The organism is Spongiivirga citrea, assembly GCF_010671565.1.
Taxonomy (GTDB): Bacteria; Bacteroidota; Bacteroidia; order Flavobacteriales; family Flavobacteriaceae; genus Spongiivirga; species Spongiivirga citrea.
Map to the genome: position 1 here is coordinate 201,683 of NZ_JAABOQ010000005.1, position 21,697 is coordinate 223,379.

The following is a 21,697-nucleotide window of genomic DNA, read 5'->3' on the forward strand; positions in this document are numbered from 1 at the left end:
ACTATATATGGCGTCGCATTACGAAGCTCCTATTAGAAGGCCATTAGTAACCGGTGGTAAGTCATATCATGACGTAACAGTCGATATCGCTGCTCCTGTTGAAGGCCGTGCTAACCGTCAATGGTGGATTGTGTTTTCAATCGCTTTTCTGGCATTTGCTTGGGGAATAGGGTGTATTGTTTACACAATTTCTACTGGTATAGGTGTTTGGGGATTAAACCCAACCGTTAACTGGGCTTGGGATATTACCAATTTCGTTTGGTGGGTAGGTATCGGTCACGCGGGTACACTAATCTCAGCAGTACTATTATTATTCCGTCAAAAATGGCGTATGGCTATTAACCGTTCTGCGGAAGCAATGACCATTTTCTCGGTAGTACAAGCAGGTTTATTTCCAATTATTCACATGGGTCGACCATGGTTAGCATATTGGGTATTACCAATTCCTAACCAATTTGGTTCGCTTTGGGTAAACTTTAATTCGCCACTACTTTGGGATGTATTTGCGATCTCTACGTATTTATCGGTATCATTGGTTTTCTGGTGGACTGGTTTATTACCTGATTTTGCAATGATTCGTGATCGTGCGATTAAGCCGTTCCAAAAAAGAGTATACAGCATTTTATCATTCGGTTGGTCAGGTCGTGCTAAAGACTGGCAACGTTTTGAAGAAGTATCATTGGTACTTGCAGGTCTTGCGACGCCACTTGTACTTTCTGTGCATACTATTGTATCGTTTGACTTTGCTACCTCGGTAATTCCAGGATGGCATACAACGATCTTCCCTCCGTACTTCGTTGCGGGAGCTATCTTTTCAGGCTTCGCAATGGTAAATACCCTTCTTATTATAATGAGAAAGGTATGTCACTTAGAAGATTATATCACCGTACAACACATCGAATTAATGAACATTGTAATTATGATTACGGGTTCTATTGTTGGTGTGGCTTATATTACTGAGTTATTCGTAGCCTGGTATTCAGGAGTGGAATATGAGCAATATGCATTCTTAAACAGAGCTACCGGACCTTACTGGTGGGCATATTGGGCAATGATGACCTGTAACGTATTCTCTCCGCAGTTTATGTGGTTCAAGAAATTACGTACAAGTATCATGTTCTCATTTGCAATTTCGATTGTAGTAAATATCGGGATGTGGTTTGAGCGTTTCGTAATTATCGTGACTTCATTGCACCGTGATTACCTCCCATCTTCTTGGACGATGTTCCAACCTACATTTGTAGATATCGGTATTTTCATCGGAACGATTGGTTTCTTCTTTGTACTATTCTTATTGTACTCAAGAACATTCCCAGTAATTGCACAAGCAGAGGTGAAAACGATTTTAAAATCGTCAGGAGATAAATACAAGTCACTTCGTGATTCTGGACAAAGCTTAGTGGGTACTGGTGCTGATGATCGTACTTCAGCGGGTAGTGCACATGTAGCAGCTCCAGTTGCAGAATTGAAAGAACCAGAACCTGAAGTAGAAGCAGATTCGGGAGATACTGATGCAAAAACCAATAGTCTTTTAGAAAGCCTTGGGACATTTGATGCTGCTACACAAACAGCCGATGATCTTAAAAAGGTAAAAGGTATTGGCCCTCAAATGGAGAAAACATTGAATCAAATCGGGATTTTTACATTTGCTCAGGTGAGTAAAATGACCGAGAAAGAATATGATTTGTTAGACTCAATTACTGGATCATTCCCAGGAAGAGCACAACGTGACGATTGGGCTGGTCAAGCAAAACAATTAAATCAAAATAACGGATAATTATGAGTGATAAAGTAGTTCAAGCATTATACAATGATGACGACGTACTTATGAACGCCGTTAAAAAGGTAAAAGCTGAAAAGCACCATATAGAAGAGATATACTGCCCATTTCCAGTGCACGGTCTAGACAAGGCAATGGGATTAGAAGGGACACGTATCGCTATTACATCATTCATGTATGGTTGTGTTGGTTTGACAGTGGCTATTGTAATGATGAATTATATCATGATAGAAGACTGGCCACAAGATATCGGGGGTAAGCCAAGCTTTAGTTATATAGAAAACATGCCAGCTTTCGTACCAATTATGTTCGAGCTTACTGTATTTTTTGCAGCGCATTTAATGGTTATTACTTTTTATATGAGAAGTAAACTATGGCCATTTAAAAAAGCTGAAAATCCAGATGTTCGCACGACAGATGATCACTTTTTAATGGAAGTGCCTACACATGGTAATGAAGCAGAGGTTGTTGCATTATTGCAATCAACAGGAGCAGTTGAAGTAAATATTGTTGATTCAGATCATTAATACACTATGAAGAAAGTATTTAATATATCATTAATTATAAGTGCACTATTAGTAATGGTTTCTTGCCAAGATAATGCAAAGCCAAACTACCAATATATGCCTAATATGTATGAGCCAGTAGGCTATGAAGCTTATGGTGAGTACGATGTTTTTCCAGGTGGACAAGAAGCTATGATTCCTGCAAAAGGATCAATTAAAAGAGGATATGTGCCTTATGAGTACGCAAACTCTAACGAAGGTTATGCTTTGGCGAAAGCTGAATTATTGAATCCTATGGCAGCTGATACGTTGGCAATAGAAGATAATTTGAAGACTGGCAAAGAGCTTTACAATATATATTGTGCGGTATGTCACGGTACAAAAGGTGATGGTCAAGGAATCTTGATGAAGCGCGAAAAAATATTAGGTGTGCCTAGTTATGCTGCAAGAGAAATTACTGAAGGTAGTATTTACCACGTAATGGAACACGGTATTAACTCAATGGGATCATACGCATCACAATTGAACCAAACAGAGCGTTGGCAAGTAACAATGCATGTGCAAGCGCTTAGAGCTGAATTAACCAAATAAGATTAAAGAGAGACAGTAAATATGTATACGTTTTCTAATAGACTTAAAATGTTTGCCATCATAACCTCTGTTATCGGAGCGTTGTTATGGGGATGGGGATTTGCATCAGCTCCCAGTGATGTCGACGAGGTTAAAACAATGCTTGCTGAAGAAGCATCGCATCACGGTGGTGGTCATGGTGAAGATGCAAACCACGGTGAAGGTGGCGGTAGCTATGATATGACACAAGAGCATGGAGAAACTGCTGGACATGGTGAAGAAGCTGGACATGGCGATCCTGATGAGCATGCTGAACATGTGTTTAGTCAACTATCAAATAAACCTTGGTCTGCATTATATGTAGCTGCATTCTTTTTTATGATGATTGCTTTAGGTACGTTGGCATTTTATGCAATACAACGTGCTGCGCAAGCGGGATGGTCTCCATTATTATTTAGAGTAATGGAAGGAATTACTGGGTATTTATTACCTGGTACATTAATAATGCTAGTACTGTTATTATTATCTGTTTTTCACGTAAATGGTATTTTCCATTGGATGCATGATGGCTTAACTGATCCTGCAAGTGATAATTATGATAAATTGATTGCGGGTAAGTCAGGTTTCTTAAATTCAACCGGATTTATTATTCGTGCAGTTGTGTTTATAGCAGCTTGGAATATCTTCAGATATTTCATGCGTAAATTCTCATTAGCACAAGACACAGCAGAAGATAACAGATACTTCAAAAAGAACTTTAGAATATCAGCTGGATTTTTAGTGGTATTCATTTATACAGAATCAATGATGTCTTGGGACTGGATTATGTCATTCGATCCACACTGGTTTAGTACATTATTCGGTTGGTATGTGTTTGCAAGTATGTTTGTATCTGCAATTACTGTAATTGCTTTGGTAACAATCTACTTAAAGTCTAAAGGGTTATTACAGGAAGTAAACGATAGCCATATTCACGACCTTGCTAAGTTCATGTTTGGTATTAGTATTTTCTGGACCTATTTATGGTTCTCTCAATTCATGTTGATTTGGTATTCAAATATTCCAGAAGAAGTAACCTATTTCATTACAAGAATTGAAGATTATAAATTACCATTCTTTGGTATGTTAGCAATGAACTTCATCTTCCCATTATTAATATTAATGAATAGTGATTACAAACGTATGAACTGGTTCGTTATCATGGCAGGTGTAGTAATATTAGCAGGACATTATATTGATATTTTTAATATGGTAATGCCAGCAACCGTAGGTGACCGTTGGTTTATTGGCGCAGCTGAGATCGGTGCGGTATTATTGTTCTTAGGAATATTCATATTGGTGGTCTTTAGCTCAATAGCTAAACATCCGCTTATAGCAAAACGAAACCCATTAATTGAAGAAAGTAGACACTTTCACTATTAATTAGAAAGTAAATTACCTTGGGGTTAGTCCTCAAGGTGTAAATTGGAAAAAACATTTTGATTTCGAGGCAAACCTCGGACTATTTAAATCTCGATTATCGAGAAAAGAAACAGGAGAAAACAGGATGAGTAACTTCTTAATTTTTATGGTATTGGTTTTAGTGTTTATTGCCGTATGGCAAATCACTAAAATATTTGAATTATCTCAAGTAGGCGCTGATAACTCTCAGATTGCAAACGACAAGGATAACAAGATTAATGGCTATTTAATGTTTGGCTTTTTGGTATTCATTTATGTAATTACCATAGTTTGTTTTGCTAAATATGGACATATGCCATTAATTGGTAATGCGGCTTCAGAACACGGTACTGGACTCGATGTATTGATGCAAATTTCAATGGCTTTGATATTTGTGGTTCAAATTATCACACAGGCATTACTGTATTATTTCGCTTTTAAATACAGAGGAGAAAAAGGTAAAAAAGCCTTATTCTATGCAGACAATGATCGTTTAGAGTTTATTTGGACGATTATTCCTGTGATCACACTTGCTGGATTAATTCTTTACGGATTATTCACTTGGACGGAGATCATGGATGTTGATTCAGAAGATGGTGACCCTATTGTAATTGAATTATATGCACAGCAGTTTAACTGGAAAGTGCGCTATGCTGGTGCAGATAATACCTTAGGAGACGCCAACGTACGTTTCTTAAATGACTATGAAGGAAAGAACGTAACTGGTATAGACGATTCAGACCCAAGTGGAATGGATGATGTGGTTTCGACTACTGAGCTTCGTTTGCCAAAGGGGAGAAAAGTATTATTTAAAATGCGTTCTCAGGATGTATTGCACTCAGCTTATATGCCTCACTTTAGAGCGCAAATGAACTGTGTTCCTGGCATGATCACTCAGTTTTCGTTTACACCAAGTAAAACGACAGAAGAGATGAGAGAAACTGATAAGATCTCTAAAAAAGTTGATGTTATCAACGAGATCAGACGTGAGAAAAATAAAACACTAGCAGCGGATGAGCAGCTAGAGCCTTATACTTTTGATTACTTGTTATTATGTAATAAAATTTGTGGAACGTCTCATTACAATATGCAACTTAAAATAGTTGTAGAGGAGGAAGAGGATTTCAACAAATGGCTGACAGAACAGCAAACATTTGCACAGGTAATTCAATAATTGCAAAAGAAAGAAAAAAGAATTTAAAGACCTTATAAGATTATGTCAGAACACGCAAACAATATGCACGATCATGATCATGATGATCACGGACATCATCACAAAGAAACGTTTATAACTAAATACATTTTTAGTCAAGACCATAAGATGATTGCTAAGCAATATCTTATTACTGGTATTATCATGGGTATTATCGGTATTGGTATGTCGCTATTAATGCGTTTACAAATAGCATATCCGGGAGAACCAAGTGCTATCATGGAGTTTTTCTTGGGCCGATGGGCTGAGGATGGAATAATGGATCCTAATATCTATTTGGCTTTGGTTACCATACATGGTACTATCATGGTATTCTTTGTTTTAACTGCTGGGCTTAGTGGTACGTTTAGTAACCTGCTTATTCCGTTGCAAATTGGTGCACGTGATATGGCTTCTGGTTTCTTAAACATGATATCGTACTGGTTATTCTTTACGTCATCGGTGATTATGGTTGCTTCATTCTTCGTGGCTAAAGGACCCGCTGCTGCAGGTTGGACGGTCTACCCGCCACTCTCGGCTTTAGAAGAAGCGCAAGGAGGTTCTGGATTAGGTATGACACTATGGTTGGTATCAATGGCAATATTCATTGCATCATCACTACTAGGATCACTTAACTACATTGTTACCGTATTAAACTTACGTACTAAAGGAATGTCAATGACTCGTCTGCCATTGACTATTTGGGCATTCTTTGTAACTGCAATAATCGGTGTGGTTTCCTTCCCAGTATTATTATCAGCAGCATTGTTGTTGATCATGGATAGAAGCTTCGGTACTTCATTCTTCCTTTCAGATATATTCTTAAAAGGTGAAGTATTGCATTATCAAGGAGGTTCACCTGTATTATTCGAGCACCTTTTTTGGTTCTTAGGACACCCAGAAGTATACATTGTATTATTACCAGCATTGGGTATCACATCAGAAATTATTTCTACCAATTCACGTAAACCTATTTTTGGATATCGCGCGATGGTAGCATCTATATTGGCAATTGCATTCTTATCAACGATTGTATGGGGTCACCATATGTTTATTTCAGGTATGAATCCGTTCTTAGGATCTGTATTTACATTTACAACCCTATTAATTGCAATTCCATCTGCAGTTAAAGCATTTAACTATATCACGACACTCTGGAAAGGTAACTTACAGATGAATCCTGGTATGTTGTTTTCTATCGGATTGGTATCAACATTTATCACAGGTGGTTTAACAGGTATTATTCTAGGAGATTCTGCATTAGATATTAACGTTCACGATACGTATTTCGTAGTTGCTCACTTCCATTTGGTAATGGGTATATCTGCTTTATATGGTTTATTTGCTGGTGTGTATCATTGGTTTCCAAAAATGTTCGGTCGTATGATGAACAAGAATATGGGATATGTGCATTTCTGGACGACAGCTATAGCTGCATACGGGGTTTTCTTCCCAATGCACTTTATTGGTATGGCTGGTCTACCAAGACGTTATTACGAAAATACAGCATTCCCATTGTTTGATGATTTACAGGATGTGAACGTCATTATTACCATGTTCGCAATCTTTGGTGGTCTTTTCCAATTAGTATTCTTATTCAATTTCGTTCACAGTATTTTCTACGGAAAGAGAACTGTACAAAATCCTTGGAGATCGAATACTTTAGAATGGACGGCCCCAATAGAGCATATGCATGGGAACTGGCCTGGAGCAATCCCTCATGTTTATCGTTGGGCGTATGATTATAGTAAGCCAGGGCATGACCAAGATTTTGTTCCTCAAAATATTCCGCTTAAAGACGGAGAAGAAGAGTTACAACATTAGCATATTCCAAAACCTAATTATAGAAAGAGGTCTGTTGAATTTTCAGCAGACCTTTTTTGCTTTTACTTTGGGAGTTTAACCAAGGAGGTTTCCATTGCCTTTTGCCTTATATTTGTGAAAGAAGATGAACGAAAACTTAGATCCAACAAGCGAACATTTTTCTCCTGAAGAAATGGATGTCGAGCGCAAATTGCGCCCCCTATCCTTTGATGATTTTGCAGGACAGGAAAACGTATTAGAAAACCTTCAAATATTTGTAAAAGCAGCTAATTTACGCGGCGAAGCACTGGACCATACCTTACTACATGGCCCACCAGGTTTAGGGAAAACAACCTTGGCTCATATTCTAGCCAATGAGCTAGATGTTGATGTAAAAGTTACTTCTGGTCCCGTATTAGATAAGCCTGGAGATTTAGCTGGTTTGTTGACCAACTTAAGCGAACGTGATGTTTTGTTTATTGATGAAATACATCGATTAAGTCCTATTGTGGAAGAGTACTTGTATTCCGCAATGGAGGATTATAAGATCGATATCATGATCGAAACGGGACCCAATGCTCGAACGGTACAGATTAATTTGAATCCATTTACATTGGTTGGTGCCACGACTAGATCTGGTTTACTAACCTCACCCATGCGTGCTCGTTTTGGGATTAGTAGTAGACTACAGTACTATAATACAGAATTACTCACGACCATTGTGCAACGTAGTTCGGGCATTTTGGATGTGCCGATTAGTATGGAGGCGGCAATAGAAATTGCTGGACGAAGTAGAGGTACCCCGCGTATTGCTAACGCATTACTGCGTAGAGTGCGTGATTTTGCCCAAATAAAGGGCGATGGTAATATTGATATCAAGATTGCAAAATTCGCCTTAGAAGCCCTTAATGTCGATGCACATGGCTTGGATGAAATGGATAACAGAATATTAGCTACCCTTATTGATAAATTTAAAGGCGGCCCCGTCGGGATTACGACTTTAGCTACTGCTGTTTCTGAAAGCAGCGAAACTATCGAAGAAGTATATGAACCATTCTTAATTCAACAAGGGTTTATTATTCGAACACCAAGAGGCCGAGAAGTAACCGAAGCCGCATACAAACACCTGGGTAGAATAAAAGGCGGCACCCAAGGAGGGTTGTTTTAGAGTATCTCGCCGATGTGTCAGTTCGAGTGATCCCGATAGCTATCGGGATTGTATCGAGAACCCTTCAATTGAAACAAAAATCAAACAGTTTTCTTCTATTAGTGCGTATCTTTGTAGGACTGAAACCCACCGTTCAAATCCACATAAATGGATAACAAAAAACTCCCAAAAGTCCCATTCTACAAGGTTGTTCTCAAAACCAATCAAATACTAAGTAACCCACTACCATTTCATAGGGAAAATTTCGCAAAGTTTGGCGATTCATTTATGGTTGACCTTCCTCGAAAAGGAGATGTCATCTTTACAAGAGACGCTGCTTTTGTGCAATATATGCTGCAGAAAAACCATCGTAATTATGGCAAATCTCGTCTTCAAACAGAGGAGCTTGCCAAGTATTTGGGAAAAGGCCTGCTTACAATCAATAAAGAACATTGGCTTAGACAACGCCGGTTGATTCAACCAGCTTTTCACAAAAAGAAGATAGAGGGCTTACTCGATATTATTAATAAAACCATTGAAGAACAACTAACTAACATTGCTGTTGAGCAAGAAATAGAAGCATGGCCTTTAATGGGTGATTTGGCATTTAATGTTGTCGCTAGGTCATTGTTTAGTTACTATGATAAAGATGGTAAAATTGCCTCGATAAAGCGTATTACAGACTCCAATCAAGAAATGTTGGTAAAGGAGCTTAGACAACCTTTTAAAAAGTGGTGGTTTCACCTAAAAGGTGACTTCAAAAGAGCCAATAAAAATACCAACGAAGTACGATCTATTTTAGAGCAAATGATCGAGACTAGAAGAGCTTCGGAAACTGAGTATGACGACCTCTTAGATATGCTCATAAAAGCGGAGTACGAAGATGGTGGCCATATGAGCAACGACCAGCTAACAGATGAGATTTTAGTATTGTTTACAGCAGGCCATGAAACGACTGCAAATGCTTTAAGTTTTGCATTATTATTGCTGGCAAAACATCCCGATATTCAAGAACGGGTTTTAGCTGAAATCAATGCGCTTGAATCTGGACTCGACCACATGGAAAAAATAAAGCAATTGCCATTTATCAAGCAATGCTTAGAAGAGACAATGCGATTGTATCCACCAGCGTATTTTACCGATCGTATTAATTTTGAGGCCGATGAGTTTAATGACCTTAAGATCAGGAAAGAGTCGGAAATTCTAATTTCATTTTACGAAATACATCGTGCTCCAGAGTTTTGGGACGAGCCAGAAGAATTCAATCCTGATCGTTTTCATCCAGAAAACAAAAAGAATAATAGTGGTCACTATTTCCCATTTGGCGCAGGTCCGCGATTGTGTATTGGTAATGGCTTTGCTATCTACGAAATGGTATTAGTTCTAAAAGCTATAATCGAAAAATATGAAATAAGCACATCACTTCAATCCATTGAGATTAAACCAATGATTACTTTAAAGCCCGAACAATCTACTTTGCTATTTAAAAAACGCGATTAATCCACTTTTTTGAGTAATTGGGCGATAAGTGATTAATTCAGTTAGGGTAAATCGAACTCTTATTGTTTTCTTGATACACGAAATTGGAAAGATGCAACTTTTTAGAGATACTATATATTATAAAGAAGCTATACAAGTGCTAAATTATCCTTTTGGTACTTTTTACCTATGTGATGGGTTTATCGTAGGCGAAGTAAAGGAGGACACTGTTTTTAGTTGGGATATGCACGCAAAACAGGTCGTTGCCGAATTGAGCGATTTATATGGATGCAATGGCAAGAATCTAACTTACATTTCTAATCGTGTTGAGTCGTATTCTATTAAACCAGCCGATTGGTTAAAGTTTTATAACAGCGGCTTTAGCTTAAAAGGGTATGCAGTAGTAAATGCACGTAGAAAGGGAGTTAAAAAAGTGATTTTTGAAAAGTTATTCGTGAATAGCCGATTAAAAACCTTTAATTGTTTAGAAGGAGCTATTGAATGGGCTAAGGAAAACCAGGAAAGTACTGTTAGCGTAGCTTAATTGAATAAATCAAAATATATAAAAGAGTCATATTGAAAATATGACCCTTTTATATTTGTCATTTTTGAAGTATTTAAATTTTTAACTCGTCAAACAAAGTAGTCAATGATGGACTCGATGGTCTAGGCGCATCAGCATTAACGATTTTACCTTCCGGATCTATCAATATAAAACGAGGAATTGCATCAATACTATACCCAGTTATAAATTCAGATTGAAAAGCATTATCAGCATATAATTGTATGCCACCAAGATCTTTGTCAATGACCATTTGTTTCCATTTGTCATAAGCGTTCTTGCGATCAACAGAAATACTGACAAACTCAATATTCTTGTTGTGATATTGAGCCTCTAATTTTTTTAATGAAGGAATTTCTGCTATGCAGGGGGCACACCAAGTAGCCCAAACATCGATATAAACATATTTTCCTTTAAGATCGGTTAAAGCTGTTTTTCCACCTTTATGGTTTTCATAATCAAAAGTTGGTGAAGGCCTTCCTGAAGACAATGCTGTTAGTTTTTCATACTTTGTCTTGTATTCATCTTTATAGGTTTGATTGGAAGTATTCTCCATGAACATCTTGTACATTTCGTCTAACTCAGAAGAAGGGCTTAGCATAGCAAATGCCAAAAGATTCAAATATTCATCTTTGACATATCCTTTAGGTATATCATTAGCTACTTGCATGAAAGCGGCATTGTAGTTTCCGCCATTGGTTTCGGCTATTTCGCCCATTTTATTAGATAAACTAAGAGCGACTATATTTCTATAACTTGAAAAGTTTCTATAATTATCATCATTGTAAAGATCTAGGGCATTAACATCTGCTAAAAAATTTTCAGGAATAGCTGCTCCCTCGCCCTTTGTGAAATAGTTGTGGGCGGGTCCATACTCAACCAATGAAGAAAGGCCTGAAAATCGTATGTTCTCTTTCTCTAAGGCTTTAAAATCAGGACTTACTTTTTTGGTGTTTAATAGTGCAAGAATATCATCATTAATTTTTCCTATTTTCGACTTATAAGCTTCAGGTTGAAGTGAAAAAAGAGAAGCTTCATCTCCCTTTGATCTTTCATTTAACATATATTTTTCTGCTAAAAAATTATTTCTTTCCGATCCCTCACCACTGTATTTTATTGATTCGTCGAATTCGTTAAGGTCAATGGTAAGTCTAATGTCATCCCCTTTGTCAAAATATATTTCAGATCGTTCTTGTCCTATGTAATATTCATAATATCCTTTGGAATCAATCTTTAAAGTGTCGGCAAAAGTGCCGTCACTATTTAGAGGGATGCTCTTTTCAAAATGGGGTCCTTTTACGACCACTTCTTTTACCCCATCGCCAGTTACATTACCAGAAAATAAAGCGTAATCAACTGACTTATTTTCTGAGCAGCCAATTAATAAAATTGAAGACAATATAAATAGACATAGGTTTTTCATAGAGCGATTTATTTTTTGGACTAGAAAGGTACTTATAAAATTGAAAAGCGACCTACTTTTTAAAAAGTACATCGCTTTTCGTGACCAACTAACAAAATTGTGTCTTAACTATAGTAAGTCGCTATTTTAAAATAGCATTTTCATCTGAGAATTTACGGTAACTTAAGTATATCGCACCTACTGAGAATAATAATAATGAGATTAGGATAACTACATATTGCAGCATGTCCATGGTACCAGCAGTAATTTCTTTTACTGCTAGACCTATATTCAAAACAGGAACAAAAACAGTTGCCCATGTCAATTCTATTCCTGGTAACAATGCCATTACTAAAGGAAGTATTATAAACATGATAACTGGTGTCGCTTTACTTTGTGCTTCTTTAAATGTAGTTGCACCAGCAATAATAGCAATAAGCAATCCTGATAAAAATATCGAGAAAGGAACTAGTAGTAACAGAATTAAACTAAGCGATTCAAATGTGACTAGTTCGCTTATAAAACTATCAAAAGCGGGGGGTAAATCGATAAATTGTAAACCTACTACCAAACCAATGATGTTAAAAACTGCTGGCAGTAAGCCCAATATCGCCGCAACAATTGCCTTACCTATCAATACATTGAATTTTGATAATGGCAACGATAAGGTGGTTTCCACTGTTTTTCTTTCTTTCTCACCAGTCACCAAATCGATAGCGGCAAGTAAACATCCTCCCCACATTCCTAAAATAAAAATGTACGGTATAAAGCCACCAATTGCTTTTCCTATTGCTTCTTTCTTTTCGCCTACTTCAACATAACTCCTTTTAACAGGTGTTAGTTTTTCCATTGGTATTTGTAGTGAAGCAATTCTAGCATTCTTAATACCTTCGGTATAATTTGTTACTATTCTACCAACACGAGTGTTCACATTTCGCTTCGCTTCGTTGCGATAAATTTGAATTTCACCAGTACGCAAACTGTCCATATCGGTTTTCCAGTTTTCTGGAAAAACTAATACTGTTTGCACGGTGCCATCATTAATCAATGTTTTAAAATCAGCGGCTTCTGTAAACGTAGTCACCTTGTTTAATGTATCATTTGCCACTAGCTGATTAAAATCAGCTGGCGCATTCATTAAACCAATCTTAATGGTTTTGGCAGCGTCCTTTTTATTGACAAACTCCATAACTTTAGATACTACAACTATTAAAATTGGAGTAATTAGTACGGGTAGTATGATAGAATTTATAATCGTTTTCTTATCACGAAATAACTCAGTCAGTTCTTTTTTGATTATTAAGATAATTTCTTTCATGATTACGAGTTTTTAACGCGATTAATAAATTCTTGTGTTAAGGTATCCGCCTTCATTTCTTTTTTGAACGTGTCAAACGAATCGTTGAAAATAATGGAGCCTTTGTCGATGATAGCAAGATCATCGCAAAGTAAATCTACCTCACTCATAATATGTGATGAAAATATCACGGTTTTATTGTTTTGTTTTGATTCCCGAATTAAGTCGATAATACTATCCGCGGTAATTACATCAAGCCCGCTAGTAGGCTCATCAAAAATCAGGACCTCAGGATCATGAAGCAATGTTCTTGCAATAGACACTTTTTGCTTCATACCAGTACTCATTTGGCCAATGCGTTTTTTTCGAAACTCATTAATACCTAGTTTTTCAAATAGATATTCCTTTCGCTCTTGAGCGGCGCCACTTTCTAGTTTGTAGACTTTTCCGAAAAAATCAAGGGTTTCATCGGCATTTAATCGTTCGTACAGTCCTGTCGAACCTGTTAAAAATCCGATGCGGCTTTTTACAGCATCTCCACTTTTTCCTAGATCGACACCATCGACCACCGCGGTGCCAGAAGTTGGATTGATAATCCCTGCGATCATTCGAAGTGTAGTAGTTTTTCCTGCACCGTTTGGACCTAATAATGAGAAAATTCGACCCGGTTTGCATTCAAATGAAACATCATTTACTGCGTTGACAGTAGTGGTTTCGGTTTTCATACCCTTCTTTATTTTACTAGTAAAGGACTTTGTTAAGTTTTGAACTTGTATCATGTAGTTTAGTTTGTTCAGGGTGTTAGTGTAGCAAAAATAGAATTTGTTACATTAGAGTTTGATTTTTTATAAATTCAACTGTTTGCTTAGTTAAGTGGAATGTCAGACTGAGCGCAGTCGAAGTCGTTAAAACAAACCGATGTATCAATTTACGTCTACATCTTAAAATGCTCAGATAACTCTTTTTATGCGGGAATTACCAATAATTTGTCATTGCGGTTTAAACAACATAATGCTGGATATAAAAAAGATTCTTATACATTTTCAAGAAGACCTGTATCTTTAGTTTTTCATCAAGAGTTCAGTGATGTATTGCAAGCAATATATTTTGAAAAGAAAATTAAAGGCTGGACACGTGCTAAGAAACGGGCATTAATAGAAGGAGATTTTGATATGCTACAAATTTTGGCGGAATGTAGGAATGCAACCCACCATATTTATAAGCCTAACGAGTAAAGCGCTTCGACTGCGCTCAGTGTGACATTTGAGTATTAAAGCGAAACATACCGCCCTAATAAAACAAGAAGCAAAACGCCTCGGTTTTTTGTCATGCGGCATTAGCAAAGCTGGGTTTTTAGAAGAAGAAGCGCCCCGACTAGAAAAATGGCTCAATAACAATATGCATGGCGAAATGAGTTATATGGAAAACCATTTCGATAAACGACTAGACCCGACCAAGCTGGTCGATGATGCTAAAAGTGTTGTGTCTTTACTATTGAATTATTATCCAGAGGAAACACAAAATGAAGAAGCTTACAAAATAAGTAAGTATGCATACGGTCAGGATTATCATCATGTCATTAAATCAAAATTGCGGCAACTTTATGAATTTATTCAAGATGAAATAGGTGAGGTGAGTGGTCGCGCTTTTGTTGATTCTGCTCCGGTGCTTGACAAAGCATGGGCAGTTAAAAGTGGACTTGGTTGGATGGGAAAACACAGTAATGTGCTTACCCAAAAAGTAGGTTCTTTTTATTTTATTGCTGAGCTAATTATCGATTTAGATTTGGAATATGATCATGCAGTAACCGATCATTGCGGTACTTGCACAGCATGTATCGATGCATGCCCAACTCAAGCGATTGTAGAACCGTATGTTGTTGATGGAAGTAAATGCATTTCCTACTTCACGATCGAATTAAAAAATGAGATTCCAACCTCAGTAAAAGGGCAATTTGATGACTGGATGTTTGGTTGTGATGTATGCCAAGATGTATGCCCCTGGAATCGATTTTCAAAATCACATAACGAACCATTGTTTAATCCTAATCCTGAATTGTTGTCTATGTCTAAAAAGGATTGGGAAGAAATCACTGAAGATGTTTTTAGAAAAGTCTTTAAAAAGTCGGCTGTAAAGCGAACTAAGTTTGATGGTTTGACCAGAAATATCAAGTTCTTGAAATAGGAATCTCCTCTTGAGGAGAGATTTAGAGGGGTATAACCTTTAAATCTTTTGAAGTTAAACTAACTTTTCTTCGAAGAATTCCGAGCAATTAGCTTGGTAGGCAGTTGAATCAAATGATACTCAATAGGCTCTTTCTTCTTTTTAGCATTAATTTCTTCAACTAAAATTCCAAGTGCTTCTTTACCCATTCGTGTGCCAGGCTGATCAACTGTAGACAGCGAAGGAGTTAGTAATGATGAAATTGGCCAGTTGCTAAAGCCTATTATTGAAATTTGATCAGGCACAAAAATTCCATTTTTATTAAAGTATGACATAGCACCTGCAGCCACCAAATCGGTAATACAAAAAATACCATCTACATCAGGGTGGTCTTTTAGAACTTGTTGTGCATAATCAAAACCTTCCTGTGATGAGATGCGATTACATATATATACCAAGGAAGGGTCATAGGTTATTTTATGGTCTTCTAAGGCACGTTTGTACCCTAAAAATCGATCGATTGATCCTTGTGGATTTAAAGGTCCTCTAAAATGCGCTATTTTCTTGCAACCAGATTTAATAAGGTGCTCTGTTGCTTCGTAGGCTGCTTTTTGGTCATCGATAATAACCTTACTGCAATTCACCATTTTCGAGATCTTATCAAAAAGAACCAATGGAGTACCGTTGCTAATGATTTTTCTAATAGCATCAAGAGAATCGGTCTCGTTGGACAATGACATTAAAATACCATCAACCCTCTTGTTTAGTAAAAGGTCGATTTGTTTTGTTTCGAGATCAAAAGATTCGTTCGATTGAAGAATTATGACTAAATAGCCATGCTTTTCAGCCTCTAAAATTATTCCATTGATAATATTGGCAAAAAAGTGATGTGCTATTTCTGGAATTATAAGTCCGATAGTTCGCGATTCTTGATTTCGCAAACTCAAAGCCATGGCATTTGGTTGGTAATCAAGTTCCTTTGCAAGCTCACGAACCTTTTTCTTGGTTTCTTCGCTTACATCTTTATAGTCTTTTAAAGCTTTGGAAACTGTCGTCACCGAAATCCCTAAAATGTCTGCTATTTCTTTTAACGTTACTTGTGCCATTCCGAGGTCTAAATACGGGTATTTATATAGAAATAACAAATACTTCACATAAAAATATGATGGGTTGTGATTAAGGAGATCCAACTTCCCAAAACGTTTTCGTTCTGAATATGTCGAGTATTTAAAAAAGGATATTACATTTAAAGACATAAAAATGTATATTCGGCAAATTCAAACCTAATTATTTACATTTTTCTTAAAAATGATGTATTTGGCATGCGTTTTTAAAGCCAACAAGGTCATTTTTTTAAATAGTTGTTTATGAGGTTTTTACCTTATAATCGGCTGTAACCAAAAACTAAACTAGCAAATGGGAGGATTATCTACGATCGATTTAGTGGTAATTGCATTTTACCTAATCGGTATCGTTATTTACGGTATTTCAAAATCAAAAAGAGGCAGCTCTGAGGATTATTTTTTAGGCGGTCGAACCATGACATGGCCCATTGTGGGAATTGCATTGTTCTCAGCAAATATTTCGAGTTCAACACTGGTCGGACTGGCTTCTGACGGATTTCAAACCAACGTAAACGTATTTAACTATGAGTGGTTTGCCGTAGTTGTACTCATTTTCTTTTCTATTTTCTTTTTACCATTTTATTTAAAATCGAAGGTATATACTATGCCTGAGTTTTTAGAGCGCCGTTATGACCGCAGATCACGTTACTATTTCTCATTTGTAACCATCATTGGTAATGTAATGGTAGATACTGCAGCAAGTTTATATGTGGGTAGTATTGTTTTGAAATTGTTATTTCCTGAAACAAGCTCTACAGTTATTATTATAGGTCTTGCCATTGCCGCAGCTGCATATACTATTCCTGGGGGATTAAACTCAGTAATTCAAACAGAGGTAATACAGGCAGTGCTGCTTATTATAGGATCTTGTTTGTTAACCTATTTCGCATTTCAGGAGCTTGGAGGCGGCTGGGAAGCGATGATGGATAAATTGAATGTAATGCTCGATAATGGCGATGTCAATTTTAAAGATCGAGCTGCTAATGGTAAATACATTCCAGCAAATTCTGATGAGGTTTTCAGTCTAGTGCGACCTATAAATGATGAATTCATGCCTTGGTGGGGACTGCTAACAGGCGTTCCTTTACTAGGTTTTTATTTCTGGGCAAATAACCAATTTATGGTGCAACGTGTGTTAGGAGCAAAAGACCTAAATCATGGTCGGTGGGGTGCGTTATTCGCTGGATTATTAAAATTACCTGTAATTTTCATTATGATCGTACCAGGGGTTTTAGCATTAATATTGTTCAATACATTAGATATATCTGGATTAAATTATCCACTTCCTAATGGTGAGATGTGCCAAAATTTATCAGACTGTCCAAACTTAACATATCCCGTCTTACTATTCCAATTATTACCAACAGGAGTATTGGGCCTAGTTGTTGCTGGTTTACTGGCAGCGATGATGTCATCGGTATCGGCAACCTTTAATTCAGCATCGACTTTAATTACAATGGATTTTGTAAAACAATTACGACCAGAAATGACAAGTAAGCAGCTGGTAAGAGCGGGTCAAATTGCTACTTTAGTTCTTGTAGTATTAGCTTCTTTATGGGTGCCTTTTATTGAAAAGGTAAGTGATTCTCTATGGGGTTACTTGCAGGCAGTAATTGCATTTACATGTCCACCAGTAGTGTCGGCATTTTTGCTTGGTATGTTCTGGAAAAGAGCAACCTCTTCAGGAGCATTTATTAGCTTGTTAGTAGGTGGGGCGGTTGCCTTGTTTATGGTGCTTTCCATGGTGTTTGAAATTTCACCAGAATTAAATGAAATGCACTTCTTAATGAAGGCAAATATCTTATTTGTTATAAGTGTTGTGTTGCATGTTGTTGTAAGCTTGGTTACTCCAGCGCCTTCACCAGAAAGTATTCAGGACTATACATACAGAAAAGAATTGTTTACAGAGGAGTCTGAAGAACTCAAGGCCTTGCCTTGGTATAAGAACTATCGAATACTATCAATTTTACTATTAATACTGACTGCATTATTAGTCGGATGGTTCTGGTAGCAAACTAAAATATTTAGCAAAAAGCGAATTGATATATCTTTAATGTTGTAGCAATTCGCTTTTTTGTTTTAAAACTGTCTTCTATGAAAAACTCAGGAATAAAGATCTCACTTTTTCTAATCTACTTTGTTTTCGCAGCCTTATTAAATAGTGTTGGGATTTTGGTGGAACGAGCACAAGAGGTTTATGGCATTGCTAAACCAGATGCAGCAATTTTGGAGCCATTCAAAGATATTTCCATTGCAATAATGGCGTTTGTTGTTGGTTCTTTTTTGCCAAGACTTGGTTTTAAAAAAGGAATGCTTATAAGTTTAGCAGTCGTATTTTTTGGTTGTATCGGAATGTTTTTTGGCAATTCATTTTTGGCGGTAAAGCTCTTATTTTTATGTGTAGGATTATCCTTTGCCGTAGTTAAAGTTGCTGTTTATGCGCTAATTGGATATATAACCGATGGGAAGAAAGAACATAGTTCTCTTATGAATTTGATTGAAACTGTCTTCATGATAGGAATCATTTTCATGTATGTTATTTTCCCTTTATTTTATGATGACAACGATCCGAATGCATGGCTTAATGGATATTTATTGATGGCGGGTTTAATTGCTGTTGCATTCTTTATCATTATGTTTTCCAAATTTGATGTTGAACCAGAAAAATCTAATGGAGTCAAGGATGATTTTTCTAAAATGTTCGCCCTTTTCAAAAAGCCACTTATATGGATATTTGCTGCATTTGCCTTCTTATATGTAATGACGGAACAAGGTATTATGACATGGTTGCCAACTTTTAATAAAGATACGCTTAAACTATCTCCGAAGCTAGGATCGCAAATGGCTGTTCTTTTAATGGTTTCAATAGCTTTAGGCCGATTCATAGCCGGTATTCTTTCTAAGAAAATAAAATGGATTTATATTTCGGCAATTTCAGCTGTTTTGGCAATCGTGCTAGTATTGTTGGTTTTACCACTTGCAGAAAATATTGAAGCTAAAGAGATAAAGTCGATTACTGACCTTCCCGTAGTATCCTATCTATTTCCACTGATAGGGCTATTTTTAGCGCCACTATATCCATTGATAAATTCGACTGTTTTAAGTAGTGTTGATAAAGGAATCCACAGCTCACTTGCTGGTATTCTTACATTTTTTTCTGCGGTTGGCGGAACAGCAGGCTCATTACTAATTGGAAATTTATTTGATTCTTTAGGTGGAGATAAGGTGTTTTATCTTTCTATTATCCCATTTGGGTTGATGTTTATAATCTTTTTTGTCATTAATAAGATGACCAGTAATTCAGATTCGGAAGCGATAGCAAAATGAGATTTAAGCTTAGCATAAAGGAAACACTTTCCAAACTTCTCGCTCAAGAAGATACAGACGGTGATAAAAAAATCACTAAGGAGGATAAAGGGCCAAAGTCATTTTCTATTCAAGATGAAAATGGGAAAAGCTATGATGTAAAAGGAACTTATTTTCTTTCTAATTTAATGCAAGAATTGGTCATTCAACAACGGGAAGGGAAAGAAGAAGCTAACATTTTAATATCTCATATCGAAGAGCCGCCTTCTCAAAGAATCTCACGAATGATTAAAGATTACTTTTGGGATGATCTGACCAGAAAAATTGATAAAAATGGGCTCGCAAAGATCGTTGGTGATGAAAAGTCAGAAGATCAAACACAACGTATATACGTTCCATCAACTGATGAGGCCGCTATAACATATTATAACAAGCTTCAATTAGAAAATAAACAGTTAGAAGTAGTCACTTTACCAAGTCCAATCACACCCGAATATGTTCGATCAATCAATACAAAACCTGGAATTCTTTCACTTAAATTAGAAAATGGGAAAGGAGTTCCGTTTGTAGTTCCTGGTGGCCGCTTTAATGAAATGTATGGCTGGGATTCTTATTTTGAAGGAGTCGGTCTATTACTGGATAATCGCATCGATCTTGCAAAAGCCATGGTCGATAATTTCTGTTATCAAATAACTCATTACGGTAAAATATTAAATGCCAACCGCACCTATTATTTAACACGAACACAGCCACCTTTTTTAAGCTCATTCATACGTGAAGTATATGAAGCTGATCAATCCGTTGGATTAGATTGGTTAAAAGAAACGTTGTTGGTTGCTATTAAGGAGTATGAAACCGTCTGGATGGAGGATGGCAAGCGTTTATGTGATAACGGACTCAATCGATATCTAGCAGAGGGAATTGGAATTCCGCCTGAAACAGAAGCTGGTCATTTTGATGAGGTTTTAAGTGAATATGCTAAAAAGCATGGTCTTTCGCTAAAAGAATTCGAATCAAAATATGCAAATCGAGAGTTAGTAAATGAAAAGCTTGATGAATATTTTGTTCATGACCGTAGCGTTCGCGAGAATGGTCATGATACTACATGGCGCCTTGATAATGTGTGTGCCGATCTTAATACGGTCGACCTAAACTCATTACTATATAAATACGAAAAGGACTTCGAATATCTTATAAAAACCTATTTCAATGATCGTTTGGGCGAATACAATTCGGCATATTGGAATGAAAAAGCAAATCGAAGAAAATTCTTAGTGATTAAGCTCTTGTGGAATGAAGATGATGGTGTTTTCTACGATTATAATTTCAAAACTAAGCGACAAACGCAATTCGAATCCGCATCCAATTATTTTCCCTTGTGGGCTGGGTTATGTGATGGGCAGCAAGCCACAGTCCTGGTTCGTAGTTTGATGAATAACCTAAAAGAAAAAGGAGGTGTAGCAGGAACTTCAAAAAAAATGGATGAGACAATTGCGGCAGGAAAACATCAGCGACAATGGGATTATCCTAATGGCTGGGCTCCGCACCAAATGCTGATTTGGCGAGGACTAAAACAGCATGGTTACACAAAAGAATTACAAGAATTAGTTTATCGTTGGTTGTGGATGATTACTAGAAATGCGGTGGATTATAATGGCACCATTCCAGAAAAATACGATGTGGTTAACTGCACACACAAAGTGTATGCGGAGTATGGAAACGTTGGGACCGAATTTGAGTATATAACAACCAGCGGTTTTGGTTGGATGAATGCATCCTATCAATACGGATTATCACTTTTATCGAATGGATTAAGAGATGAATTAGATCGTTTAAAAGATCCTGATAAACTGTTTTGATTTTATAAAAACAGCATATAATTATGACTTATCTTTACTTATATAGTTGAGTAAAAATTGCTAACCA

General features: G+C 36.8%; 18 protein-coding genes. 14 read left to right on the plus strand and 4 right to left on the minus strand.

Annotation, left to right across the window (positions count from 1 at the left end):
- The first annotated feature begins 7 nt into the window (after positions 1–7).
- The 9 genes from nrfD (at position 8) to GWK10_RS12895 (ending at position 10,461) form a co-directional block, all read left to right on the plus strand.
- A complete protein-coding gene (gene nrfD / locus GWK10_RS12855) occupies positions 8–1,777 on the plus strand; it encodes an NrfD/PsrC family molybdoenzyme membrane anchor subunit (RefSeq protein ID WP_164032787.1) in 1,770 nt (589 codons plus the stop codon).
- A gap of 2 nt (positions 1,778–1,779) precedes the next feature.
- Positions 1,780–2,307 (plus strand): DUF3341 domain-containing protein, encoded by a 528-nt coding sequence (locus tag GWK10_RS12860; protein WP_164032788.1) that lies wholly within the window; start codon positions 1,780–1,782, stop codon positions 2,305–2,307.
- A 6-nt stretch (positions 2,308–2,313) separates the two neighbouring features.
- Positions 2,314–2,877 (plus strand): c-type cytochrome, encoded by a 564-nt coding sequence (locus GWK10_RS12865; protein WP_164032789.1) that lies wholly within the window; start codon positions 2,314–2,316, stop codon positions 2,875–2,877.
- Between the two features lie 21 nt (positions 2,878–2,898).
- Entirely contained in the window at positions 2,899–4,278 is a 1,380-nt protein-coding gene (locus GWK10_RS12870; protein ID WP_164032790.1) for a quinol:cytochrome C oxidoreductase, read from the plus strand.
- Between the two features lie 124 nt (positions 4,279–4,402).
- Positions 4,403–5,470 carry a cytochrome c oxidase subunit II gene (locus tag GWK10_RS12875; protein ID WP_164032791.1) on the plus strand — a complete coding sequence of 356 codons (1,068 nt, stop codon included), beginning with the start codon at positions 4,403–4,405 and terminating at the stop codon, positions 5,468–5,470.
- 42 nt (positions 5,471–5,512) lie between these two features.
- Positions 5,513–7,312 (plus strand): cytochrome c oxidase subunit I, encoded by a 1,800-nt coding sequence (locus tag GWK10_RS12880; RefSeq protein ID WP_164032792.1) that lies wholly within the window; start codon positions 5,513–5,515, stop codon positions 7,310–7,312.
- Positions 7,313–7,436: 124 nt separating this feature from the next.
- Entirely contained in the window at positions 7,437–8,459 is a 1,023-nt protein-coding gene (gene ruvB / locus GWK10_RS12885) for a Holliday junction branch migration DNA helicase RuvB (RefSeq protein WP_164032793.1), read from the plus strand.
- Between the two features lie 147 nt (positions 8,460–8,606).
- Positions 8,607–9,938 (plus strand): cytochrome P450, encoded by a 1,332-nt coding sequence (locus GWK10_RS12890; protein ID WP_164032794.1) that lies wholly within the window; start codon positions 8,607–8,609, stop codon positions 9,936–9,938.
- Positions 9,939–10,029: 91 nt separating this feature from the next.
- Positions 10,030–10,461, plus strand: coding sequence for a hypothetical protein (locus GWK10_RS12895; protein WP_164032795.1), 432 nt, complete (start codon positions 10,030–10,032; stop codon positions 10,459–10,461).
- Positions 10,462–10,534: 73 nt separating this feature from the next.
- On the opposite strand, the gene GWK10_RS12900 is transcribed toward GWK10_RS12895, so the two are convergent.
- The 3 genes from GWK10_RS12900 to GWK10_RS12910 all read right to left on the minus strand — a co-directional run bounded on the left by GWK10_RS12900 (position 10,535) and on the right by GWK10_RS12910 (position 13,903).
- Positions 10,535–11,902 (minus strand): TlpA family protein disulfide reductase, encoded by a 1,368-nt coding sequence (locus GWK10_RS12900; RefSeq protein ID WP_164032796.1) that lies wholly within the window; start codon positions 11,900–11,902, stop codon positions 10,535–10,537.
- 121 nt (positions 11,903–12,023) lie between these two features.
- The gene (locus tag GWK10_RS12905) at positions 12,024–13,199 is read right to left on the minus strand and encodes an ABC transporter permease (RefSeq protein WP_164032797.1); all 1,176 of its coding nucleotides are present in this window, start codon (positions 13,197–13,199) and stop codon (positions 12,024–12,026) included.
- A gap of 2 nt (positions 13,200–13,201) precedes the next feature.
- Positions 13,202–13,903 carry an ABC transporter ATP-binding protein gene (locus GWK10_RS12910; RefSeq protein WP_239540758.1) on the minus strand — a complete coding sequence of 234 codons (702 nt, stop codon included), beginning with the start codon at positions 13,901–13,903 and terminating at the stop codon, positions 13,202–13,204.
- A 213-nt stretch (positions 13,904–14,116) separates the two neighbouring features.
- Between GWK10_RS12910 and GWK10_RS12915 the strand changes: the two genes are divergently transcribed.
- Positions 14,117–14,413 (plus strand): GIY-YIG nuclease family protein, encoded by a 297-nt coding sequence (locus tag GWK10_RS12915; protein ID WP_317164694.1) that lies wholly within the window; start codon positions 14,117–14,119, stop codon positions 14,411–14,413.
- A 28-nt stretch (positions 14,414–14,441) separates the two neighbouring features.
- Complete coding sequence (gene queG / locus GWK10_RS12920) at positions 14,442–15,362, plus strand: tRNA epoxyqueuosine(34) reductase QueG (protein WP_164032799.1); 921 nt, start codon at positions 14,442–14,444, stop codon at positions 15,360–15,362.
- A 59-nt stretch (positions 15,363–15,421) separates the two neighbouring features.
- Here the strand turns inward: queG and GWK10_RS12925 are convergent, their stop codons facing one another.
- Positions 15,422–16,447, minus strand: a complete 1,026-nt coding sequence (locus GWK10_RS12925) for a LacI family DNA-binding transcriptional regulator (RefSeq protein ID WP_164032800.1) — start codon at positions 16,445–16,447, stop codon at positions 15,422–15,424.
- A 310-nt stretch (positions 16,448–16,757) separates the two neighbouring features.
- Here GWK10_RS12925 and GWK10_RS12930 point away from each other — a divergent pair, with 310 nt between their 5' ends.
- The 3 genes from GWK10_RS12930 (at position 16,758) to GWK10_RS12940 (ending at position 21,630) form a co-directional block, all read left to right on the plus strand.
- The gene (locus GWK10_RS12930) at positions 16,758–18,476 is read left to right on the plus strand and encodes a sodium:solute symporter (protein WP_164032801.1); all 1,719 of its coding nucleotides are present in this window, start codon (positions 16,758–16,760) and stop codon (positions 18,474–18,476) included.
- Positions 18,477–18,559: 83 nt separating this feature from the next.
- Positions 18,560–19,792 carry an MFS transporter gene (locus GWK10_RS12935; RefSeq protein ID WP_164032802.1) on the plus strand — a complete coding sequence of 411 codons (1,233 nt, stop codon included), beginning with the start codon at positions 18,560–18,562 and terminating at the stop codon, positions 19,790–19,792.
- Complete coding sequence (locus GWK10_RS12940; protein WP_164032803.1) at positions 19,789–21,630, plus strand: trehalase family glycosidase; 1,842 nt, start codon at positions 19,789–19,791, stop codon at positions 21,628–21,630. The genes GWK10_RS12935 and GWK10_RS12940 overlap by 4 nt, the downstream gene beginning before the upstream one ends.
- Positions 21,631–21,697: the final 67 nt, after the last annotated feature.